The sequence below is a fragment of the Bradyrhizobium barranii subsp. barranii genome (genome assembly GCF_017565645.3).
Taxonomy (GTDB): Bacteria; Pseudomonadota; Alphaproteobacteria; order Rhizobiales; family Xanthobacteraceae; genus Bradyrhizobium; species Bradyrhizobium barranii.
In genome coordinates this window covers 2,107,154-2,130,484 of sequence record NZ_CP086136.1, presented here as the reverse complement: position 1 = coordinate 2,130,484, position 23,331 = coordinate 2,107,154, and the positions used below count along the sequence as shown (strand labels likewise).

Here is a 23,331-nt window from a genome sequence, read left to right as displayed (position 1 = left end):
GGAGCGCGAAGCGGAGCCATCCGCCTCGCTTCCCTGCATTATCTCAATGCCCGATGTGATCGCGGATGCCGTTTGCGACCTGCAGTATCATCGCTTTAGTAGTCGGGAGGTCGGCAAGCGCATTCAGCAGCCCAAAGTCGTGGATTGTTCCGTCGTAGCGCGCAGAGACCGTGGGCACACCGGCGTCCTGAAGACGATGCGCGTAGGCCTCGCCTTCGTCACGCAGAACATCGTTCTCGTCCGTAACCACCAGGGCCGGCGGAAGTCCGTTGAGTTGGTCTAGACTAGCGCGCAATGGTGAAACATAGGGATTGTCCCGTTCGGCCTTGGTGGGAGCATAGAGATCCCAGCCATACTTCATGAAGGCGCGGGTCAAAAAGCGATTGTTGGCAAACCTCTCATAGGAACAGGTATCGACTCCGGCGTCCGTGGCCGGCCAAGTAGCGCCTGATAACTGATCTTTGGTCCCTTCCGATCCTTGGCCATGAGCGTGAGCGCCGCGGTCATATCGCCACCGACCGAATTGCCAGCGACCGCAATGCGGCTTGGATCAGCACCGAGCTCTTCGGCATGTTTGGCCGTCCATTCAAGAGCGGCGTAAGCCTGATTCATTTGAACGGGGTACCTGGCCTCCGGCAGGGTGGTATATTGCAGGAAAACCGCCGGCTGTCCGGACTCGACGACGATATCGCGCAAGAGACGTTTATGGTTCTCGAAGTCCCCGACGATCCAGACGCCGCCGTGCAGAAACAGGATGACGCCGGGATGTCCTTCCAAGTGGTCGGGTTTCATAAGGAACAGCTTGACGTCACGGCCATCGACCGTGAGCAACTGTTCCGTGGTGTTAACGCCAGACATATCGACCTTGGTCTCGTTCTGTAACGCCGTCAGAGTGTCCTGCGGCTTGGGCTGCGGCAGCTCCCAGAATAGAGAGGAATTCTTGTTAAGCTTGACGAGGAATTTTCGGACGGCCGGCTCTAGTTCAAGGTCGTCAGCGATATCTGATGTTGCCGGTGTCACGTGCTCCGAGCACGCCTTGGGCTTGAAGGGAGCTTTTGCGTTGCCCTCATCCTGGGCGAACGCGGTCGTCATCGCCAGGACAGGCAGCATACATGTCCCAAGCAGCAGATACTTGAGTCGAGCCATCGAAAACCCTTTCTTAGCGACCATCATTGGTCTTGCGCGAGAACCTTAGCTGTCCGTCCGGAGGTGATATTTCGAATACGCGCGCGATTTTTTTAGCGATCGCATTTCGATTTATCAGGGCCAATTACATCGCCGGTTGCGCGCTGGACGTTGCTCGTGGGCTGAGAGCTGCGGGCCACTAAATTCTTTATGGTCGCTTTCTCTGTGGGGCGGACGCGCTGGAAGTAGCTCAGAAAGCGGCCGGCTCGCTTCTGTCAAATGACTGATCCGATGACGGACGGTTCGAGACCAATGATCGCGTGGGGGGAAGTCAACTAACCTTTGGAACATATGGGAAGGTTGACGACGGTTTGGATGTGACCGATTCTTTGCCGATACCGAGCCGGATGGGCGTATTCGCAGCGATCGAAAACATGACGTCGGGCGCGTTGTCTATGAGCGACCGCCCATTCCAATCAGCGAATCCGAACACTGCTGACGTTCCGATAACATACGGAAGAATGTTCGGGAAAAGGCGTTGGACAAGCATTTCGGCATAGGCGTTCGGGCTCTCGGCAGTGCCGGTGGCGGTCACCGTAGCGGCGATCGCTTTAGCAACAATTTTGCCATAGGTCGCAAAGTCGTCGGCCGGACAACCGGCATTGAGCCGGTTGCCAAGCAACTCGTTGTATTGGGTGAAGAGCGGGTGGATCATTGGCAGGCCCACCCGATTGATCGGACGCCATCCGCCCGCGTCGGTGGCAAGCGTGGCCACGGCCCAGACGCCGATGCGGCGGCGGCCGGGCGCGTCGACGAGCAGCACAGTGTCTGGCACCTCCAGCACGATGGAATAAACGGTATGGCCGGCGAAAAGATTCCTGGCTTGGCTCGGATCCCATCCGGCAAGATTGACCGGGGTGCCGTCCTGAAACGCATGTCCCACGGCGTGAAGCACCTCGGGTTCAATCCAGAAGGGATCGCCGGCATGGCCGGCCCAGATGCGCAACCCCTCTGAGGTCGTGACCATCTCGCCCGTCGTTCCGCGCGCGACGACCGTACCAGCCGCATCAGGATCGGCGGCGTTTGCCCCCCTGAGACAGCGAAGGACATACGCTTGATTGCCGCGCTCGTCGCGCGCGTCGAATGTTATGCGATAGGTCATATCCTCGACAGCATCGCCGTCGCTGTCGACCTTAAACTCGTACATGCCCTCCGGATGATAGCCCGGTTCCGGTACCGGGCCGGCGATCGAGTGGCAGACGTTAATCACGAAGACAGTGCCGATCTCGCCCCGAAATAGGTACAGATCAGTAATGTCGAGCCGGATGTCCTGTCGCGCAAGCGGCGAATCAAGGTGGTGGGACATGATCTCCTCCTTCATCGTAGCGTGCGCTTCAGCGCGGACCGCCTTGGCCGGTATTGTGTCGGCTTGAATCTCTACCGGTCTTCGTCTGGAGGATTTCAAATCAAAGTGCCGGATTATGAAATTCGCACGATCTCGCCAGGAACGTTCCATTTGAGTAGAAGATCCGGTCGTCCCGGATATTCTCCTGCATGCCAATTTTTGTGCTGAAGAACCAGCCTAGACGATCGAAGGCGACTTACCGGCGATGCGCTCGGCCGGCCGCCTGAGGGGGTGGAGATCCCAATGGCGATACGATGCTGCGGGAAGTCTCTAGGACATTCGGCTCATCGAGCACGATACGCGTCGCCGCTTTGCTCGTCACCTGGCAGCAGATCCTCACCTCGCTCGGCAAGCGCCATCCACTCATCTTGGTGCGCCAAACGGGACGCCGGTCCGATGCTTCGATCGGCAATGGACACAGCTCACTTCACAGTAGCCCTGTTACCCGCAGACGTCGGTATCCCAACCGTCGACGCAGTCTGGGTGGACGAGGCGGCGAACCTCACCGTTGCGCCGGCGCAACCGGGTTGCGAAACTACCAGGTTCCCATCCCGCCACAGAAGCCCCTGGCGGAAAACTGGCGACCTCGCATGGCGGGATGCGCTAGCAGGGTGCAGATCTGCGCCTGGTGGTGCTGCTTCACAATTTCTAAGTCCAGGGGAACGCCGATGACAGGACGCCCGATAAAGGCGCCGCGGTCGAAGCGACGGCAACAAGCTGACGGAAATCGGGGGCGTACCGCGTCACCCGTTCTCTATGGGCGCGAGGACGATATTGCACTTATTGACGCGCTGATCGAGCGGGTCCGTGACGGCGGAGCCGCACTGGCCGTCAGCGGCGAACCAGGTATCGGAAAATCTGCATTGCTTGAAGTTGCGCAGGACCGCGCTCAGTCGCATGGAATGCGCGTACTCCGCCTCTGCGGGGTAACGTCCGAGGCCCATTTGCCCTTTGCGGCGCTTCACCAGGCTGTTGGACCGATGCTGAAGCAGACGAGATCGCTGCCGGCGCGCCAGCGCTCGGCTTTGCAGGCCGCATTCGGCCTGAGCGATGTTATGACCACGCCAGATTTATTCCTCATCGGTCTGGCGACGCTCAATCTTCTGACCGCGAGTGCTGCGCGCAAACCCATCCTGCTGCTCGCGGACGACGTCCAGTGGCTCGACCAGCCCAGCCATGACGTACTCGCGTTCATCTCCCGCCGACTGAGCTCTGATCCAATCGTTCTTCTAATGGCGATTCGGGAAGGCTCGAACCGATCTTTTCCATATTCGGACGAGTCGCGTCATCGACTGTCAAGGCTCAGCATGACCGCGGCCGAACGCCTGCTCGACGCCCAAGCGCCCGATCTCTCGCTAGATCTGCGTCGTCGTTTTCTGGACGAGGCGGCAGGCAATCCGCTCGCGCTCGTTGAGTTACCGCGCGGCGAGCGCAGGTCGATGATCGGCGAGACGACGTGGCTGCCGCTTACCGACCGCCTGGAGCGCGCCTTCCTGAGCAGGGTCTCGGGTCTTCCGATAGCCACCCGCACTCTGCTGCTCGTGATCGCAGAGAACGACAGCAGATCGCTGCGCGAGGTATTTGACGCGGGCGAAGTGCTGCTTAACGACAGCGTCGGGCTTGACGCCCTCGCGCCGGCGGTATCAGCGATGCTGATTGAGATCGACAACATTGAAGCGCGATTTCGTCACCCTCTCATTCGTTCAGCGGTGCATCAGTCAGCGGACCCAAAGATGCGCCACGATGTCCATGCCGCACTGGCCCGCGTCATCAAGGACCAATCAGATCGTGCAATTTGGCATCGGATGGCGTCGACCGTCGGACCCGACAATACTCTGGCGGAGCAGCTCGACGAAGCTGCCGCGCGATCGCAACGTCGCGGCGCCTTGGCGATGGCAATACTCGCGCTGGAGAATGCGGCGCGACTGAGCAGCACACGCGTGGCAAGAACCGAACGGCTGCTGCGCGCGGCCGGGTTTGCCGCCGACCTCGGGCAGCCGGAAACGGTGGAGCGCTTGATACACGAGGCGGACCTGGATCAGACGCAGCCGCGCCTGCGGGCGCGGTTTGCCTGGCTCCGAGAGATTGGCCAGCCTCTGCTGGTCAACGACCCTGGGCGGACCCTCGCGCTGGTCCGCTTTGCCGAGGATGCGCGGACGGACGGCGCCAACGGCTTGGCGCTCAATCTGCTGTGGCGTGCTAGTGAGCGCTGCTGGTGGGGCAATGCGAACGATACAGTGCGCACGAGTATCCTCGCGGCCGCGAATGAACTGGGATCTCCACCGACCGATCCGCGCATGATTGCTATCGCCGGCTATGCCGAACCGCTAAAGCACGGGCATCATGTGTATCAGCAGCTTTCGGCGTACGCCCCTGCAGGTGTTGCGAACCCGGTGGCGGCGTGGACTCTGGGTCTTGCGGCCAATACGATCGGCGCGTTCGACTTCGGCGTCAGTTGGCTGACCGAGGCGAGTACTGCGTTGCGTGAGCAGGGACGGCTCGGAGCGCTGGCACGGGTGCTTTTCGCGCGAAGCTTCGCAGAGACCGAGACGGGCGACTGGATGGGCGCATTAAAAAGTTCTGCGGAGTCGATACGGTTGGGGGAGGAAACGGGTCGAACGGCCTGGGTCGTGGCGGCGACGATAGTGCAAGCGCGACTCGCTGCGATGCGGGGCAATCTCGATGCCGCGGAGGCTCTCGCGAAAAACGCGGAGCGGCTAGTGCGGTTGCCGGGCGCCAGTTTTTGGCTGGCAATGTTGCAGAATGTACGCGGTATCGCCGCGCTCGGGGCCGGCCGGCCCGCTGAGGCTTTCGAACACCTACAGCGCGTGCACATGCCCGCGGATCCCGCGTTCAACACTAGCTTGCAGTTTTACTGGCTCGTTGACTACGTCGAGGCTGCCGTGTCATGCGGCCAAGAAGCCGCGGCCGCCGCCGTCATCGATGTGGTTGAGCGACGTACGGCGCCCATAGCCGTGCCGTGGGTCCGGATGATGCTCGCCCATGGCAAGGCCCTGCTTGCCTCACCGGCCCGCGCGGAGACGTTCTTTCAGGAGGGCCTCGGCGCCATCGGGCAGAACTGGCCGTTTTCGCGCGGGCGATTGTTGCTTGCCTATGGCGAATGGTTGCGGCGTCAGCGGCGCGTCATGGAGGCGCGAGCACCTCTGCGAACAGCGCGCGACATCCTAGATGCGCTGGGAGCGTCGCCCTGGAGCGATCGGGCAAGACGGGAGTTGCGCGCCGCAGGCGAAACCAGTCGCCCCCGGAAAAACCTCATGCTCGACGAGCTGACGCCCCAGGAACTGCAAATTGCGGAACTCGCGGCCGGAGGACTTTCGAACAAGGAAATCGGCACACGGCTCTATTTATCTCATCGGACCGTCGGCTCTCACCTGTACCGGATCTTTCCGAAACTCGGCGTCACGACGCGGTCAGGTCTACAAGCGGCGTTGAACCGCTCTCCTCGATCCACCGCCTGATCGGAGCGGAGCGAGGCCAGTCATCTGGTCAGTCATTCGACTGAGGCGACACCACCCGAACTCCTGCTATCACTTCAAGATCAACCAGAGCACTTGGATAGCAGCTTTGACAAACGACAAGACCCTTCGATTATCCAGCAACGAACGGGCTGTGTCGCCGGCTACGTGGAACACCACGCAGAGGCAATCCCGGATCCTGATTTCGCTAGAGAGGCTCCGGCCCAGTCTCGCCATCATACACCAGGAGACGAGGTGGCGGCTGCCCGACATTTTGGAGGACATGAATCTACGAAACCCGAGATTGGTCATCTCACGTTGGCAAGGGACGAGTCGAAATGAACATTCATTTGAAGTTTCCGGCGAGTATCACATCCTTGCAATTGCTCTTCAGCCTTCACAGCTCTCGCTACAGCTCGGACCAAAACTGTTCCCGCGCCAAGAGATAGTTCCCGGCATGATCCAGATTACGCCGCCAGGACTCCCGGCGCGTGCCGTCTACTCCCAACCTTATGATACCCTCCACCTTCACATTCCGAACATGCTTCTAATGGAGTGCTTCGAGTGGTCTCACGGCAAATGGCCGCCGGATGGAGTTGCTCTCCGAGATCCTCTGCATGCTCGGGACGTACTACTGCAGAAACTCGGAACGACACTAACATCGATTGACGATCTTCCGAACGGCCGTCTGTTTGCTGATTTTTTGAGCCTAGCGATTATTACGCACCTTCTCGGCCTTTACGGCGAGGCCTCACCTTCAAGAACTCGAAGGACCATCGCACTTTCCAAATGGCGGTTGAAACGCGTAGTCGAATTCATTGAGACGCACCTCGACACACCGGTGGCGCTCGCGGATCTCGCTGGCTCCGCCGGCCTAAGCTCCATGCATTTCGCTGCGCAGTTTCGCGCAGCCACTGGCATTCGCCCCCATGAATATCTGCTACGCCGCCGCATCGCGAGGGCGCAGACCATGTTGGCGACAACAGATATGCCTATTGTTGAGCTGGCCTTGACGGTTGGATTCAGTTCTCAGGCGCACTTTACGGTGGTCTTCAAACGTCTCTCCGGTCTAACGCCACTTCGATGGCGCCGCGTTCATTTCGTGCGATCATGAGATCGACTACCTGCTCCGGGAAGTGTATTCGAATCAGACTTGCCTTCATAACTTGTTTGATCAAGGGGCCGGACCCACACGCCGAAAGGAGATGTTGTCGAGACGGTCCGCCTAAACGCTTGATCCAACTTCGAGGCCACGCGGCCTGGGCTATTGCATGACCACGAGGCAGTACGCTCGACTGCTGATACCGAACGGGCGGGATATCCAATGTTATGGAAGACGTCGGCCTTCGGGTGACTAGGCTCGCTCAAAAAGCCGCACACGCAAGCAGCGCAACGTTCGCATTTGTACGATATCGAAGCCATTAATTTGCAAGTGAGCGGAGGTGGCGTCGACCTCTGCGAGAGAGCTAATCCTCTCAACGGGCTAAAGGCTCGGCTCTATCCTCGGTCAAATGGCCTCGCTTCTCTGCATCGCAACATCGCTGATAACCATGTTTCCGCTTTTAATCTATCTTTAGCGATCTACTAAGAATTCCGGTTTCAAGGTCGTCTCGAATGGGAGGCGACCCATGCCGTTGATCAAATATTTCGGGTTTGTCGGCAGCGCCCTTGTCCTATTGCTGATCGGATTGGGGTGGTGTTTGCCGCAGCAAGTGGCGCAACCTACCGGTGGCTCGACCGACAGGCCAGCCATAAGGATAGCCTCGGCCGAACGGTTGCCCGAGCGGGTCATTATCGACACGAGTTTGCCGACGATCGTCTCGCCGCCGAGCGTACTGGAGTTTGCTGAACGGTGGCCACAAGCACCTGTTGCAGCTGTCGTCCCTCCTCCCAGGACGGCTACTTCGACGCCAGTTGGTAACGGACCGATGAAGCCGAATCTCGCAAACCGAGAACATTCGAGGAAGGTTGCTGTTCATCATGCAGCGTCAAAGACGAATATCGAACCCTCGAGGAACGACAAAGCCACGACTCCACCTGCAGTCGCTGAATTGTCTTTGTTGGACAGCTTGAAGGAAGGGTTGGGGCAAGCGCAGGCAAAACTGATGGCAAGCCTCGAACCCTTGACTACCACTGCTTCGAAGTCCCAGCTCGAGACACGGCGATGATGCTATTCCCCAACTTCATCGTTGTGGCTGACCGCGATCGCACCTGGAGAATGGCGAACACGACTGGTGAGACACCTGGGGAGCGAGTTCTCTTCGAAGGAGATACTGCACCAGCACGAGGCTGCCTTGTCCAGCCTGCGAGCGCACCGATCCTGACGATCTGCCGGAGGGGTTCGTCGTCGAACTGAAGCGCAACGAATGACCGACGGCTGAGGGGCCATTTGGTGATCCGGTCCCCGTCGTCAACGAGGTGGCTGGGAGAGCGGTGAATGGGAGATGCGGCGTCATGCACAATGTTTTCCTTGGCATCACCTTCGCCGGAGTCCTGTTGCTTGTCTTAGCGTCTCTTGTCGCCCTTCAAAGGACAATCGAGTGATCGTCGCCTGACGATCCGTTGCACTGCTCGCGAGGAGCTGCGGGCCTGTCGCGGCTTCTTCCACGTGTGTGAGCCATCTCTCAAAAGATTGGGTCGAGTCTGGCGTAAGGTGCACGTGGAGGTCGTCTTCCGCAAACCATCGTGGAGATCGAAATGGCCAAGAATCCAACAGGCTCAGGGAATGACCGGCTCCCGCATCCGTTCCGCGACTTGCTTGCTACCGCTTCCGTGCCACCGCAAGCCGAGTTCCTCGTGCACAGCGTGAAGGTCGTGTGCGGCAAGCAGACCGAGACGAACTGCTGCTGTACCGCAGGCGCCCGGCCGGGCGTGTACGCGACCGAGGTCAACATTCAAAATATCACCGGTCTGCCGGCGCAGGTCGCGAAATTCTTCGTACCTTTGATCAACGCGGGCGCCGTTATCGGGCGCGAGCCCAAATTCGCCGATCCAGCCAAGGTTTCTCAGAACACTGGCGAGCTCATCACGCTTCCACCGCTGGGGGCGACGATGGACGATTGCTGCCGTATCGCGGAATTGCTGCTCGGCGCCCCCCCAAGCCGAGAGTCAGGGCTCACGATCGGCTACCTCACCATCGGAAGCTTCTTCGACTTAGCCGTCTCAGCGGTCTACACGGCGACCCCCCTGAGCGGGGACGGCAAGCATTGACGTCGAGTACATTCTGCCGCGGCGCCTGGGACGTGGCCCGGGTCAGGGCTAAAAGCCGCCTGGCAGAAGGACGGTCATTGCGACCCCCGAAGGAGTTCGGCGCCCCTTGCGCACGCACAGGCGGTCTTCCGCCGCCGGCGGCGCAAGCGGGTCCAGAGCTTTGGTGGATTCGATCGCTGATGGATTTGGCTTCTCACGCGAAAGCATTGAGCTTCGTTTGGAGAGCATCCGAGTTGCTGCGCGACCAAGAACAGAGATTCGCAAATCAGATGTTACGGAAGAAGTCGGCCAGTGAACGAGCGACACTCATAATTGGTGTCCCAGTGCACATATGGAAGTCAGAAATGGCGAGCAGATATGACCAGCGGCGAGTGCTGTAGCGCTTCGCCGTGTCACCGCAGAAAATGGCCCACGGTTGATCAGCGAAGCTGTCCTATCACTCGTACTCAGCAACGCAAACGGAATATCTCATCGCTCATCATCAGGTCGGCAGCGTGAATCAGAGATACCGCGATCGAATCCAAAAAGCGATTCAAGCAAAACGCATTTCGTTTTTAGCAAAGCCTGTCTTCAAGGAGCCTCTCGAGCACCACCGTCATGAGAAGGTGTCCAACGCCGTGTAGCGGCGCTCGATGGCTCAACGACCGCTTTGCGACAAAAGCGGCCCGCTTTGACCCCTTGCTGACTTTAACGTCAGCACAGCTTCGCATAGCGGCGGGAACGTGGTTTGAAGTTTTGTTTCGCGAGGTAATCGCACAGTGCGCCGCGATTCTCGCGGGGCGCGATCGCGGCGGGCGCAGAGCGGTAGGGCGAACCGAAATCTCCCGATGGTAATTAGGTATCCGCTCCAGAACTTCGAGATCTCGATGTCGGCGAGCCCGCCTTGCAGTGGGAGCGACAGTGGTCATGACTACTGCGCTAAAATTTGCGGTTGTGTGAGATAGTTCACGTCCATTTATATTGGTTGAGGGTTGCTTTCACTTCCATCTTGCACGCTGGGGTGGAGCGAATGTTCCTCTCCAGGGAAAGTGCCCCCTGCGCCCGGATTTATCGGGCTGTTGCGGGGGCGTTATCGTCCTTAATCCTTCGGGCAAATGGAGGGAAAAATGAAATGCCAGATGTACTCGGCACTTTTCCTTGCAGTTGTAGGATTCGCGCTTCCCGCGCAGTCTCAGCCATCACCAATCGATTGGACACTCGAAGAATTTCAGCCCAACGTACCCTACGGTGGACGAGCCGACACGATCGCGGTCAACCCCTCCGACAACCGCATTATGTTTGTGGCTTCGGAATCGGGTGGCCTCTTCAAGACTACCGACGGCGGAACGCATTGGAGCCATGTGGATACGCTTGGCGCCTATTACACATCGGCCGTCGCGTATGTGACATCAGACATTCTTCTGGCAACAGCGACGGATCGGTTCAGCGTAGGGAACGAAGGAGGCGGCATCTGGCGAAGTTCCGATGGCGGCGTTACTTGGTCGCACATCCCCAGCCCCTCTCTCGGCGGTCCTAGGGATCTCCGCTTTGATGCAAGGGAAATTTCCATTGCACCGGACACTGGCGATATTTTTGTTGCGACGAGCTACGGTGTGGCCAAGAGCAGCGACCAAGGCGCAAGCTGGATTGTCAGGGGCCCCATCAACTTTGCGGCAATCTCTGTGTCGGCCCAATCCGGTAATCTTGTGATTGCTGGCTCAAATGATTCAAGATTCTCCACCAAGGTCGTTCGCTCGGACGATGGTGGCGCAACTTGGGCCGCCACAAATTTTCCGGTCCCTGTCAGTTTTCCGGTCCCTGTCTTCGACTTGCACGCGCTTGCCGCCTCGCCCCTCGACGCCAATACCTTCTACGCCTATGGCGATCCAGACTTTTTCGTCAGTGAGGATGGCGGAGTGAGCTGGTCGAAGATCGTCCCGACGTTTTCACGTGGCCCGCAAGACTTTTGCGGCGGAATTGGATTCGTCAAACCTTTGGCGACGCCCACAGGCCTGACTTTGTGGTTGGGGAACCGCTGCACCGTTGCGAAGCTTGTAGCTCCGCAGATTCCGGGAACATCTCGTTTCGACTATAGCGGCCCGGTGATCCAGTCGACCGCCGATCACTGGGATACGCGCGATATGGCATTTCGCACGCAGGGGCCGGACACGGGCGCGCCGCTTCTACTGGCTACCGATGGAGGCGTGCATCGCACATTGGACGGTGGCGTCAACTGGACGCTCACAGGCTCGGGCCCGAATGGCTACAACGCGTTGCAAATTACTGAAGTGAAAGGTCAATGGATCGATAACCTGGCAAAGTACGATCTCTACATAGCGGTCCAGGACAACGGCATTTGGGCCTCCGGGGATGGAGGCTTGACTTGGCCGCCCCCTAATGCTGGTCCCGAGGGCCTCAACATCGAGATGCAAAAGCACTTCCGGTCGCCGGCCGACAGCGTGGTCACCGTGACTGCGTGTGGTCCTTGCACAAATAAAGTAGGCGGAAGGGTGTTTTCCCAAACATATGGAGCGGCGTTTTCCGGACTGCATCAATGGCCCGATCCTCCCGGCCCGGTCGTTGGACATCCGACCTCTATTTTCAAGTCGTTCCATAACCAGGGGGTCGACGACACACCAGGCAAATTCTTAAAGGGGTTTGCTGCGACTCACGATCTGGGCTCGAGTTGGACCCAATATGCCGTCGTACCGGCAGACCGCCGGGACATTCCGAAGCTCAGCGCGATTCGCGTTGCGCACCGTCAACTGCCGGTGCAGTACCAAGCGATCAGGACCGGATTCGACGCAACCCGAAATTTCGAGATCGTACATCTCGTGAGGTTGACGATGTCCCCCCCAAGCACGATGGCAAGCGTGTATTTCCCGGCAATGAATGGGTTTGGAGGCATTGGCATCTCTCCCCCCGATTGGGACTGGCATCATGTTTTTGGAGTTGACCCTAAAGACAGCCAGCATCTGATTGCGCCCGATGTCATCAATGGAAAGATAATGGAATCGCACGATGGCGGCGACAACTGGAGCGAAATTCCGGGGCTCACGTCTCTTGTAACCGATGCGGGTCGATTCCGGTCTGGCGCGGGGGCCAGCCCGTTCAACGTCGGGATTTTCCCAGCCTTCCCGTTCGACGTTGGGCACTTCCCGTTCGCCTCGCACGTTTCATTCTCCGGCGATGATCCCAACAGCGTTGCCATTGGCACTCAACAGAACGGCCTCTTTGTCTCCAGGGACAGGGGCGCTACTTGGATCAAGGTACCGAATTCGGAGCGCGCTACGGCCATCACCTCCATCGACTGGATGTCCCCGACGGATGCCTTTGTCTCAACCCTGGGCCGTGGCCTTTGGAAGCTGACCGGCAGTCAGGTCGTTACGAGCGTACGCCCGCTTTGCGTCATCCAATCCTGCCGCATTAAATATATCTTTAAAGGTGATCCCTCACCCGATCGATTCAAACGCGGTATTGTTGTGTTCGAAGGAGAGATCATGGGCGCCCGCGTAGAAGCCGGAGCGCTTCGTGAATTGTCAGTTACGCCGCAAACCTCGCTTGCGTTTGTCGGCGCTCCTGTAAAACTCGCCATACGGTACACGAACCAGCGTATCGGAATCATCGGGATAGAAACTAACAAGACCTTTGCACTGCCCTCCGGCAGGTTGCTGACCGGACTTGCGCTGGACGAACGCGGTGGGCTATTTGGAGCGCTTTACACGAGCGGGAGAATTCCGCTCTCTGATAAATCCGCGACGCGACAGGACGTGAGAACCGCTGACGCGCGCTTTGTTCTGCAGCAAAACCGCTCTCCGACCTTATCGAAGCCGTACATTTCGCTTTCGGCGACGGGCAAGGGAATGGACAACGTCGAACCGGAAGATCCGCTGACGCTGACAGGCGAACGAATGCCCAGCGGCGCAGTGCTGGAAATCGTTTTGGATGGAAGTGCTATAGGAAAGACCGAGGGCGACCGCAGCGGTTTTCTGAAGACTATTATCAAAGCCCCCCGAGAACTTGGGCCTCACACGCTGATCGTACGTGACGCCAATACGAAGCGAACGATCGACGGAGCGAGTTTCGTCGTCCGTCATCGGGATGCTGAGTGACAATAGTTCCTCCTTTGAAACACATCCAACTCGCCCGACGAGCGCTTTGTTGAAGGATTGGATCGCGGCCAGAGCACACTGTTTCCGGCATCGCTCGACGACTATGTGACCGAGGATAACCCCGGTGCGAGCGGTCGACGTGTTTGTTGACGGTATCGATCTCGACAAGCTCGGATTTTTCGGTGTCCAGCCGCTCGACACCGGCCGACCCAGCTATCACCCCGGTGTTATGCTCAAGCTCTGCATCTACGGCTGCCTCAATCGCGTGCCGTCGAGCCGACGCCTGGAGCGAGAATGGCAGCGTAATATCGAGATGATCTGGTTGACTGGGCAGTTGGCGCCGGACTTCAAGACCATCGCAGATTTCTGCAAGGACAATGGCAAGGCCATTCGTGAGGTCTGCCGCGAGTTCGTAGCGCTGCGCCGCAAGCTTGATCTGTTTGTTGCAGCGAGGCGGATTGCTGGAGGCGATGCAGGCCTGAGGCCAGCCTCTGCGTGACCAAATCAGCGCCTACATAAAGCTCCCCGGTTGCCACCCAGGGTGAACACCACTCAAGTGGTTTCAGAAAACCTCAAGTGAAGCGACGGGAAAGGATCGGCTTTACCTAGCTTGTCGTTCCCAAACTCAGGCGTGGCCTCGAATTGCTCAAGCACATTGCCGTTTGGCAATCTGCTGCGATGCATCGCCATTCGGCTGAAGCGAAACCGCATCGTCGACCAACACTTCTTCAGTCATTACGTTGAAGCGTACCACCTTCGTCGGGCCAAACGCAGTTGAGATAGCGACGTCAGCAGCATCTCTTCCGCGAGCGATGACGATGCGGCCGATGCGGGGATGGTTGTGCCTCGCGTCGAACGTATACCACTTCCCGCCAATGTACGCTTCAAACCAGGCGCTAAAATCCATCGGCGCTGGATTTCGCGGGACGCCAATATCGCCGAGATAGCCTGCACAATAGCGGGCTGGGATGTTCATGCCCGCGCGTTGAGAAGGTCAAGCACGTCGTTCACATCGAACGTTGGCGTTTCGACTACATGTTCGGTATCGATGAAACGAGCCACCGAACCGGTCCTTATTACGATATCCGACACATTCAGTTTGCAGGGCCTATTCTCGAACCGAAGGGCGTGTTGAAGGCCACTCACGGCGAGGTCATCTGCTTCCCTGACAACCGTCTGATTGGAGCATCAGAGCAGCCGATCCGAAAGTTTGGGGACAGGCTCGGCTCTCGCCTACAACGAAAGCGGCAAGCGATGGAGGAAAATTGAAGTCACCGTGGAAGACCTCTACGGCCTCGACCCCGAAGCGCCTGAGCCAGAACCTCCTTCATCGCCAGTAAAGTCGGGCAAAGTTCTGCCGTTCAAAAAGGGTTAGATCTGCTGATCAGGGCGCCCTTCTGGCAGTTCCGCTGCGGCCCGCCCAAGGGTGAGCTTACAGGCAGGGCTCCGGTCGATTGTGCCAGATACCGGGAACTCCACGGCCGGAAGCCGGTCTGGGCCGTGGTGCTTGGCGTGGACGGCGTCTCAGACTTCAACGCCCTGCACTCCCGCCGGCACGATGACGAGGTTCAGCTCTATGCATTCGACATTCTGGCGCTCGGCGGCGAGGATCTGCGCCAGCTGCCGTTGACGATGCGCAAGACCAACCTAACCCGCTTGTTACGTGGCCGTCCGGATGGCATCTTTGTCGCACCGTTTGAGGGCGGGCGAATTGGGCCGGACCTATTCAAGGCAGCCTGTGGCATGGGCCTTGAGGGATTGGTCTCGAAACGTCGCGATCGCCGCTACATCGCGGGCCGCACGAAGGAATGGATCAACGTGAAGAATTGAACCCACCCGGCTAAGTCCAGGGAGTTTTGATACGAATGTCGGATTGGGCAGTCACCAGGTTTTCGCGTGCTGTCCGTATTTAACCACCCGATGTCCTAATTGATTGAATGACGTGAAATAGGCCGCCAATTTATTTTATAGGAGGAGCCCCGCATGTGGACCTTGGTTTTCATCACGGCTTTGGTGGGAGTCCCCACGACCAACGGAGTTCACTCTACGGTCACAACCTTCAAGTTCGACACGCAAGAACAATGCGATGTTGCGGCTAAACAATTGAACATCCCGAAGCCGTATCTGACTCAGCGGTCTGCGGCGATCATCGTGTCGACTGAGTGCATTGTGGGCGCGAAGTAGGACACTCCACGTTTCAGCTTGGAATGCTGACGCCTAAATACGGACAGTACCTATGGGAAGCGCCAGCTAGGCGATCTCAAGCCGCTTACGAACCGCCTCGACCAGCGCATATCCCGCGGCCGTCAGATGAATGCCATCAGGGAGGAAATAGGCACGCGTCGGAATGCTGCGGGCGCTGAACCACGGCAAGCCGGGGCCGTTCAGGAAGAGGACCGCGCGCGCCTATCGGGTGATCCAGTAGATCTCTACATCCGCCAGACGGTCGCCTCCTCGTGCGTCCACGCTGCGTAGAGTGCGCGGATCGCCTTCAGGCGGTCATGGTAGCCGGGCGGTTACGTCAGCTAAGGGCCAAGAGCTTCCCTGCGCGCTCCATCCGCAACCTGCCAGCTAGAGAATACGGACCCGATCTTCTCGGTCGATTGCGTCCACCCGGGGTAATGACCACGTCCGACGCTGATCCGGTTCAGCAGCATCGCGACGACGATCATCGCCAGGATTCCAGCAAGACTGAGCACGATCTGCATCGCAGGCCGGTCCGAAATGTCAAGCAGCGTCAGGTGGCTGGCCAGCGCCAGGAGGACGCCGAGACAGTAGATTGGCAGCGAATTCTCGCCACAGCACCTAGCGCAGCGCATGACTGGTGTCGCTAGCCCTCGCCAATCCCGAGGAATGAACCATAGCACCACAGTTGCAATAGCCAAGAAATGCAGCAGCCGGAACGGACTGAGATTCGATTTATCTAGCGGGAAGAGCAGGTTCGTCAAATTTTGCGGGACCAGCGGTTTGCCGCTGCAACTCAGCGTCAGGACCAGGCCAAAAACCAGATAGACAACAGCAAGAGTAAGCGTCGTGCGCGACGTCACCCAGGGCCAGACCCTCTCCCCTCCGATGACGCACCAGGCGCCCAGCACGATCAAAAGCTGCCAAGCCAACGGGTTGAAGAACCAGGCGCCGCTGGGCCAGGCTGGAACGCTCCAGCCGAAGATGTGCACGAGCGCATAAAGCAACAGCGAAACACCAAGCGTAACGTTTGGTGCACGCAGCAGCAGCCACAACAGCGGCGCGAACAACACGTGAAAGATGACGAAAGTCGGCAAGACGTCGGTGTTGACAGGGCGATATTGCAGGATTGCGGCATGCGCAAGCGTCGCGCCCGGATGATCGAGCAGAATCCGCGTATTGCTCTCGTCGGCAAGCCGATCGCTGCCCGCGAGGTAGACGAGGACGGTGCAAGCGAGCGTGAGCAGCAGAAACGCGGCATAGATGTCCCATCCCCGCCGCAGCGAACGACCAATCATGCCGCTCCAGCCCTCGCGCTGACGTGCCCTGCCGTAGGCCAGCGCGCAGGTCACGCCCGAAATGAACATGAATATTTCGGCGGCATCGCAGAAGCCGTAGTTGCGCGGTGTCAGCCAGCTTCCGATGTTGTTGGGAACATGATCAAGAAAGATCCACCATAGCGCGATCCCTCGACAGACATCGATGCGCAGGTCGCGGCCAGCCCCCCTGAACTCCGGCGGAGTTTCGCCGATCAATCGCTTCGAGGTGTGAGTTCGATCGTGCATCTGTTTGACCTGCCGGCGTGCTCGCACATCGGTCGATGAGAGGCTCCGCTGCTCCGGGCTGGGGGTGTTGCCGAGCGGGGTATCCGACCAAACGATGCGGTTACGAGCCTGAGCTACCTGATGGTTGGAGGCTCTTTCGTTCGCCAACCGGCGCTTTGATTGCCTGGGCCGGAAGCTTCGCCGTCCTCCCAAAACGTTTGCAATATGTCGTCGCTGGCAACCGGTATCAGAAGATGCTTCCGCATTTCGGCGAGGCGGGCACGGCAATACTCACGGTAAAACATCTCGACTAGGGTGGACATGATCGAACCCTCGCTTGATCATCACCATTGACGATAGATTTCGACCATTTCAACCGGCGGTAAATATCAACGGCGCCGGAGTAGTTTGTGTCCGACGAACTCGGATGACGACGATGTGGCCGACGAGGCGCGACACAAAATCGGTATCAGAGAACGTCTAGTGCTGCAGGACAGTCTGTCCGCGGATCGTTGAGTTCGATCAATCGCGAGAATCATAGAAGCGGAGCTTACGGGTTCACCCCGCCAAGGATATCTAAACTAGATCCGATAACGGCAATCAGAAATAGAGCCATCACGACCGCCTCCTCTTAAAGGAGATTTTTTGACGCCACGGCCTTCGCAATCACTATAGACCTAATTTCTGGCCGCTAAGTGAACAAGTTCACATCAGCATTGAACTTAGCTGAGCGAGACTAGCAGGCCAATGGCGTAGCTTCTTGGACTCTTGCGCACAGATCAAACAAGTTCGGTGCGCGAACTGCAAAATGCAGATACCGGTGAGTTTGTCGCATTTGGTCCCGATGTCCAACAAGGCTGGAGGTCCCCATGTCAATGGACGCAGCCGAATTCGTATCACATCGATTCTCGACGCGGGAGTTTCCGGAGCGGATGCGAATCCCGCTATGGCGCGAGGACTTTGGGCGAGGCATAGTCCACGCTGATATTGAGCCTCTATCGAACGCACCGTTTCAGGCCTACGCAACGCTGCAAGCGATCCGAGGTTTGCGCAGGCTCGCGCTGAAAGGCTCCCCTATGCGTTTCAAGCGCTTGCAGGCGAGCATCGCTGATGGTGATGACTCGATCGGAGTCATCCTCTGTTCTCCCGGCAAAAGTCAACTATCGCAGCGCTGTCAAGAAATCGAGCTTCACGCCAGCGACGCCATCGCAATTCTGCATTCCGAGCCGGTCACCGTCACCTATGTCGACGGATTGCTATTCGGTCTTGCCGTACCGCGCGACGCGCTTGCACAGCGCATGACGAACGTCGAAAGCCGCGCCATGCGGCCGATTTCTCACCGAAATGAAGCGCTCCGACTTCTCATGGCTTATCTCAAGTCGGCATTTAATGAGAGTGTTCTGGCCACCCCGAAGCTGCGAGATGCAGTCGTGACTCACATCCACGATCTCCTGGCGCTGGCAATCGTCGAGTGCGCTCCCTTGGGCGAGAGCAGTGCGAGCGCTGTCGTGACCGCGCGCCACGGCGCCGCCCTTGATTACATCGAGACACACTTTCAAGAACCAGGACTCAGCGTCGAGATGGTAGCTCGTTGCCAAGGCATCTCACCTCGCTATCTGCAGCGCCTGATGACATCGTCAGGATCATCGTTCACCGGGCACGTGAATGAGTTACGCCTCCAACGAGCACTCAAACTGCTGACCGATTCCAGCGCCAGCGCGCGGCTAATTTCCGATATCGCCTTAGAGGTCGGCTTCTCGGATGTTTCGCATTTCAATCGCTTGTTCCGAGCTCGCTTCGGCGATTCGCCGCGTGGCGTTCGTTGCGCCCGAAGGGATCCTAGCTGATCCACGTGCCCCTCGGTGAGTGCGAGTGATGGTCGCCCAATGACCGCCTTGGGTCATAAGCCGTCGATGACGACTACGGAGCTCGACTGCCGCTTCAATGCCGAACGCTGACATAGTGATTGCCCAGCGCAGCGGTCTCGGCCAGCGCAACAATCTGCAATCAAGGTGCTCTGCGCACAGCACAGCTACAGCATCGCGGCGGAGTACCGCGAAGTGGAGACTGGCAAGGGAGCCGATGCTTTGAAGCGTTGGCCTGAACTCGCGGCAGCCATGACGCATGCTCGTACGGTCGGTCGAGGTGGCAAGACAAGCGCAGCCCCGATCGCCAAGCTGGACCGACTGAGCCGCGACGTTCACCTCATCAGCCGGCCTCATGGAGCATCCGGCCTCATGGTGCATCGCGTGTCATTTCTGGTGGCAGAACTAGGCGCGGACGTCGATCCGTTCGCGCTAGCCGGTTCGGCGTGTACAGGCGCACTCTGGCCAGAAGGCTCGAGAAGGGGCCGGTGAAGTGATTGCGCAGCAATAATTGCGGGTGGGTTAGCCTAACGCCTTCCCACCCACGATTCATGCCTGGTGGATACCGAGCGGCGGATTACGCGTCCACCTTCGGTCTTCGAGTCTCGGCAGACAATCGCTAACCCGCTCTGCGATTTCTACTGCGTGGCCACGTTCCCGGTCGCATCGCGATCATTCTTCGGGTTGTAACCTGAGTCGTGAAGATTTTTGAGATACATGGCGTGATCGTTTGCGTTCATACCACCCGCCCAGCCCATGGGCGATGGCGATTCCGGAACAGCGGCATGAGTGTTCATCGCGTGGCGATGATGGTGCGTTGCCGACGCGGCAGTAACGGAGAGAGTGAGAACAGCGAGAGCCACGAGCAGTTTTCTTGTCATAGTTAGCTCCTGTTGGGATTCCCCCCTGGAGTGCTACAACGCATAACATAGTCAGCTCACTTCAGGTAGCATCACCTTCCGTCGTCACCACAACGTGACTTTTTCGGAGCAAGCGTGATTGGCGCGGGCACGCTCCTCCACTTGGGCAACACCAAATCTCTAGAGACGTCCCAGCGAACAGACCGAAGCGCGGCCTTGAGCTGCCGGTTCGATCGACGGCTGGTTAAGCTAATGCCACCTTCCTCCTGAACTTGATCGGGCTGAAACGGCGATCTCGCGATGATGTACGAAAGCGTCCGCGGTACTTTGATCTCGGAGGACGCCGACAGGCAGCGAGTAAAAGCCGCGATTTCGGGTCCGAGGAAACTCGTGATTGGAGAGAGCACGCGGCCAACTTGGAAAGTGGGATGTTCAGAAGGGCAGCGTTTTTCGAGATCACCAACTGGTCCGAGGATCTCATTCGCATAAGCATTCTTTTCCGAACTTTTTCCCTCCCCCCTCCCCCTCGGTCAAAAAACGCCTTGGCTCGCTTGTGCGCAACGCAAAACCAGAACGCAATCCCACGGTTCGCGTGTCCCGCCGATCGCGTGCATTCTCGCTGAATCGCACATTCCGAAGAATGTGGATTCCCATTCGGGATTTCGCACTAAGCCAAGCTGACACTGAACCATACGGCTGGGTCCTTTATGCCGCCGCCCGATCTTCCTTATCGGCGCCGCGCAGCACGATCTTGAGCGCACCATCCGGCAATGGCCGCTGCAACGCCTTGACCTCGTGCCACGACGCGCGCATCCAGACATCGCGTTCTTCATCGGTGGTCAGGATCACCGGCATGGCCTTCGGATGGATCGACAAGACGACACGTTCGGTGACGTCGTCAGGAAGCCGCAGCAGCCGAGTGAGGGCGGCTGCATCTCGCTGCCATAGCGGCAGGTCAGCTAGACTTGTTGCCGAAACACCGCCCCGCACTTATGGGCAGGAACGCCGCCGTCCGTCATAGCCGATGTAAGTTCCGGATGCCGGATCGTAGGTCTGAAAGTGCTGGCAGCCGTAGCCCCCGCGCGGTTTGTGTTCAACGCGAGCTGGTTCGCCTGGTTTAATTGCCGATTTGCTGTTCTCCGTGGCCACGCCCGGTTGACCTGCGGTCTGGGCGGGGTTCACGAAGGCGGCGTAGCTGTTTGCCCAGGCAGGCAAGGAGACACCGGGCGTCTCTTCCACAACGGCAGGTTTCTGTTCCATGGAGCGCCGCGCGTCCGCCAGTTCGGTTGCAAGCGCTTCGGCCCTGTCGTGCTCCTGCTGCAGAGACTGCCACAGTACCGCCGTCGCGCTGTCGACCGCTTGGCTGAACTGGTGCGCCTCGCCGTTGGGCATCGACAGCAGCTTCCCGACGTACCGCCATGCCTTCACAAGTTCTTTTTCGAGCGCCTCAGCCCTGGCGTGCTCTTGCTGCAGAGACTGCCGCAGTTCCGCTGTCGCGCTGTCGATCGCCTGCTTGAGCTGCGCCGCCTCGTCGTCCTTCGACAATGGCGTCTGTTGCGCCATGACCGGCGGGACGATCGTGATGAGCTTAGATAACTCCTGCTGAGTGGCGTATCGCGCCACATAGGCGACGACGTCGGCGTTGAGACAGAACCCGATGAGTGCCGCCGCGACGAGGGTTCGGGCGAACCAGAAAATTGCAAATCCCCGCCGCGCGTGTGACGCCTCGAGGATGACGACGTTTGGTGCGGTCTTAATCGTATGGCGCATGTAAACCACCGCCGGGTTATCAGGCCATTGCTTCTTCACTTCGCCGGAAGCCTAACCCCACCCGCTGTGCGCCTCAAGTTTAGTGTTACTCCTCGGTGATAGCTCCGGCTGCACGCGGGGATGCGTCGCCCCGAGCGGGAGAGGCAAGCCGCCACCGATTGCGGTGGACAACGTGCCGGACACAACGGAGGCCCCCGCGTTGACGCGCTCGCGTCGAGGTCGATGATGGGACGCTTGGTCGACTGCGGATACGTTGCGCAGGATGGCTGATGGGCACGCAGTGCCGGGTGCGTTATTTTCGAGTTCCAATCGTACAGAGATAGTCGCGCGGCATGGCTAACCCGACCGGCGAGCGGTGCTTCTCATGCATCGCGATGAAGTCTCGTTGAAGTGCCGTGCGCCTTTCAGGGTCGAGCGATGCGGCCAGCGTTTTTGTCGGACCATAGCCAGTCACAAATATGTCCCATACCGTTTGGCCGCTCGGCATGCGGAGTACCGTGGTGCCAGGTTCAAAGGCCAGATCGAATGTATCGCCAAGCAATTCCCGAACGCGGCCTTCCCGGCCCCACGCGAATGGCGAAGGAGGAGGATTGTCAGGCGGTGGCGGCATGTATGGCCGCATTGTCTGGAATATTTCTTCAACCGCGCTGCCAGGCAGCCAAGTGACCAACCCCAGTCGCCCGCCCTTGCGCGTGACACGTGCCAACTCGGCAGCTGCAGCCTCGGGCCGCGAGACAAACATGACACCGAACGTCGAAGTCACACAGTCAAAGCTTTGATCCGGAAATTCCAGCGCTTCGGCATCGCCGACATTGAAGTCGATCTCCGGTGCAATCAGTTTCGCCGCCTCGATAACGCCGTCACCAATATCGATACCAGTCACCTTTGCGCCTCGATTAGATAACCGCCGCGCAGTCCAGCCCGTGCCTGTCGCAACGTCAAGGATGCGCTCTCCCGGTTGCGGCCAGATTCGATTCACGACGTGATCAATGGCGTCTGCTATACTTTGGCTCACGGTATCGTAGGACGCGCCGCCGGAACCCCAAGTCGCGGCGGGTTTGAGGTTATGAGCAAGAATTTGCGCCATGAAATTTACTCCTCGATCTCGATGGAATAATCAGCTCAGTCGCTTGAGCCCGGCGTGATGAGAACATTGGCACGCAAGACGAACCTCAACCACGGTTTACAAATCGGTTGCGGCACAATGTCTCAGTTCAAGGTAGACCGCCTAGCGCGATGATATGAGCGCGCGTCCGAAACAGATGCATGTCCTCTGCAACTGCAACCACGGATTTTCTCGCGCCAGATATTCTCGATAGGTTCGGTCGCACGGTCCCCGCGCTTTTCGTCGCCCTCCATAGGACCCTCGACCATCCTGTCGTGTCCGTGCGATGCACGACGTGGAAGCTATAGCGTCCTGCGAGGACATCAGTTTTGACGCATCCGCTAAATTGGGTCTGGACTGCTGCTGCATAGTTGGTGACTGCTGCGCTATAAAGGGACGATCCGCTACGTGCGGCGAACTCCCATTCACATACCCATTTGCATGCGAAATTGATTTTAGCTGCGCACGCGCGCGTCATTGGTTGTGAGGGGTTCAAATCATGACGAAGCACGTTTCGAGGCGCATCATGACTGATGTGCTCGTAGTCCTAGTATCTGTAGTGATGATCACGATTGCAGTGGCATTTTTGGGCGATCCCATTCGGGCCCGCATCGCTGCTTCTATCCCAACCCCATTCGATCTTGCGATGGTCAAGAGACTCGCAACCGCTGAACCGAGCAAACTGAACCTTCCGCG

At 58.6% G+C, this 23,331-nt stretch carries 11 protein-coding genes and 5 pseudogenes; 8 read left to right on the top strand and 8 right to left on the bottom strand.

Annotated elements, in window-relative coordinates; translation table 11 throughout:
• Nucleotides 1–43: 43 nt before the first annotated feature.
• Together J4G43_RS10420 and J4G43_RS10415 are read right to left on the bottom strand one after the other, a co-directional pair.
• Nucleotides 44–792 (bottom strand): annotated as a pseudogene (locus J4G43_RS10420) (alpha/beta hydrolase).
• A 664-nt stretch (nucleotides 793–1,456) separates the two neighbouring features.
• A complete protein-coding gene (locus J4G43_RS10415; RefSeq protein WP_208084722.1) occupies nucleotides 1,457–2,491 on the bottom strand; it encodes a DUF4331 family protein in 1,035 nt (344 codons plus the stop codon).
• A gap of 707 nt (nucleotides 2,492–3,198) precedes the next feature.
• On the opposite strand from J4G43_RS10415, the gene J4G43_RS10410 reads away from it, so the two are divergent.
• The 6 genes and pseudogenes from J4G43_RS10410 to J4G43_RS10385 all read left to right on the top strand — a co-directional run.
• Nucleotides 3,199–6,009 carry an ATP-binding protein gene (locus J4G43_RS10410; protein ID WP_208084721.1) on the top strand — a complete coding sequence of 937 codons (2,811 nt, stop codon included), beginning with the start codon at nucleotides 3,199–3,201 and terminating at the stop codon, nucleotides 6,007–6,009.
• 301 nt (nucleotides 6,010–6,310) lie between these two features.
• Nucleotides 6,311–7,120 carry an AraC family transcriptional regulator gene (locus J4G43_RS10405; protein WP_225004782.1) on the top strand — a complete coding sequence of 270 codons (810 nt, stop codon included), beginning with the start codon at nucleotides 6,311–6,313 and terminating at the stop codon, nucleotides 7,118–7,120.
• Nucleotides 7,121–7,634: 514 nt separating this feature from the next.
• On the top strand, nucleotides 7,635–8,174 hold the full coding sequence (locus J4G43_RS10400) for a hypothetical protein (protein WP_208084719.1): 540 nt from the start codon (nucleotides 7,635–7,637) through the stop codon (nucleotides 8,172–8,174).
• Between the two features lie 529 nt (nucleotides 8,175–8,703).
• Entirely contained in the window at nucleotides 8,704–9,216 is a 513-nt protein-coding gene (locus J4G43_RS10395; protein WP_208084718.1) for a hypothetical protein, read from the top strand.
• A gap of 1,106 nt (nucleotides 9,217–10,322) precedes the next feature.
• Entirely contained in the window at nucleotides 10,323–13,307 is a 2,985-nt protein-coding gene (locus J4G43_RS10390; RefSeq protein WP_208084717.1) for a WD40/YVTN/BNR-like repeat-containing protein, read from the top strand.
• Between the two features lie 57 nt (nucleotides 13,308–13,364).
• Nucleotides 13,365–13,749, top strand: a pseudogene (locus J4G43_RS10385) (transposase); the annotation flags it as partial.
• Nucleotides 13,750–13,953: 204 nt separating this feature from the next.
• Here J4G43_RS10385 and J4G43_RS10380 read toward each other — a convergent pair.
• Nucleotides 13,954–14,283, bottom strand: a pseudogene (locus J4G43_RS10380) (transglutaminase-like domain-containing protein); the annotation flags it as partial.
• A gap of 521 nt (nucleotides 14,284–14,804) precedes the next feature.
• Here J4G43_RS10380 and J4G43_RS10375 point away from each other — a divergent pair.
• A pseudogene (locus J4G43_RS10375) lies at nucleotides 14,805–15,137 on the top strand (ATP-dependent DNA ligase); the annotation flags it as partial.
• Nucleotides 15,138–15,832: 695 nt separating this feature from the next.
• Here the strand turns inward: J4G43_RS10375 and J4G43_RS10370 are convergent.
• Nucleotides 15,833–17,056 carry an OpgC family protein gene (locus J4G43_RS10370; RefSeq protein ID WP_208089283.1) on the bottom strand — a complete coding sequence of 408 codons (1,224 nt, stop codon included), beginning with the start codon at nucleotides 17,054–17,056 and terminating at the stop codon, nucleotides 15,833–15,835.
• An 848-nt stretch (nucleotides 17,057–17,904) separates the two neighbouring features.
• Between J4G43_RS10370 and J4G43_RS10365 the strand changes: the two genes are divergently transcribed.
• The gene (locus J4G43_RS10365) at nucleotides 17,905–18,882 is read left to right on the top strand and encodes an AraC family transcriptional regulator (protein ID WP_208084716.1); all 978 of its coding nucleotides are present in this window, start codon (nucleotides 17,905–17,907) and stop codon (nucleotides 18,880–18,882) included.
• A 656-nt stretch (nucleotides 18,883–19,538) separates the two neighbouring features.
• On the opposite strand, the gene J4G43_RS10360 is transcribed toward J4G43_RS10365, so the two are convergent.
• The 4 genes and pseudogenes from J4G43_RS10360 to J4G43_RS10345 all read right to left on the bottom strand — a co-directional run bounded on the left by J4G43_RS10360 (nucleotide 19,539) and on the right by J4G43_RS10345 (nucleotide 22,617).
• Nucleotides 19,539–19,781, bottom strand: coding sequence for a hypothetical protein (locus J4G43_RS10360; RefSeq protein WP_187387749.1), 243 nt, complete (start codon nucleotides 19,779–19,781; stop codon nucleotides 19,539–19,541).
• A gap of 684 nt (nucleotides 19,782–20,465) precedes the next feature.
• Nucleotides 20,466–20,668: pseudogene (locus J4G43_RS10355) on the bottom strand (SOS response-associated peptidase); the annotation flags it as partial.
• A gap of 82 nt (nucleotides 20,669–20,750) precedes the next feature.
• Nucleotides 20,751–21,569, bottom strand: a complete 819-nt coding sequence (locus J4G43_RS10350; protein ID WP_208084715.1) for a BA14K family protein — start codon at nucleotides 21,567–21,569, stop codon at nucleotides 20,751–20,753.
• Nucleotides 21,570–21,822: 253 nt separating this feature from the next.
• Nucleotides 21,823–22,617: a class I SAM-dependent methyltransferase gene (locus J4G43_RS10345; protein ID WP_208084714.1), complete on the bottom strand. Its 795-nt coding sequence runs from the start codon at nucleotides 22,615–22,617 to the stop codon at nucleotides 21,823–21,825.
• Nucleotides 22,618–23,331 lie beyond the last annotated feature (714 nt).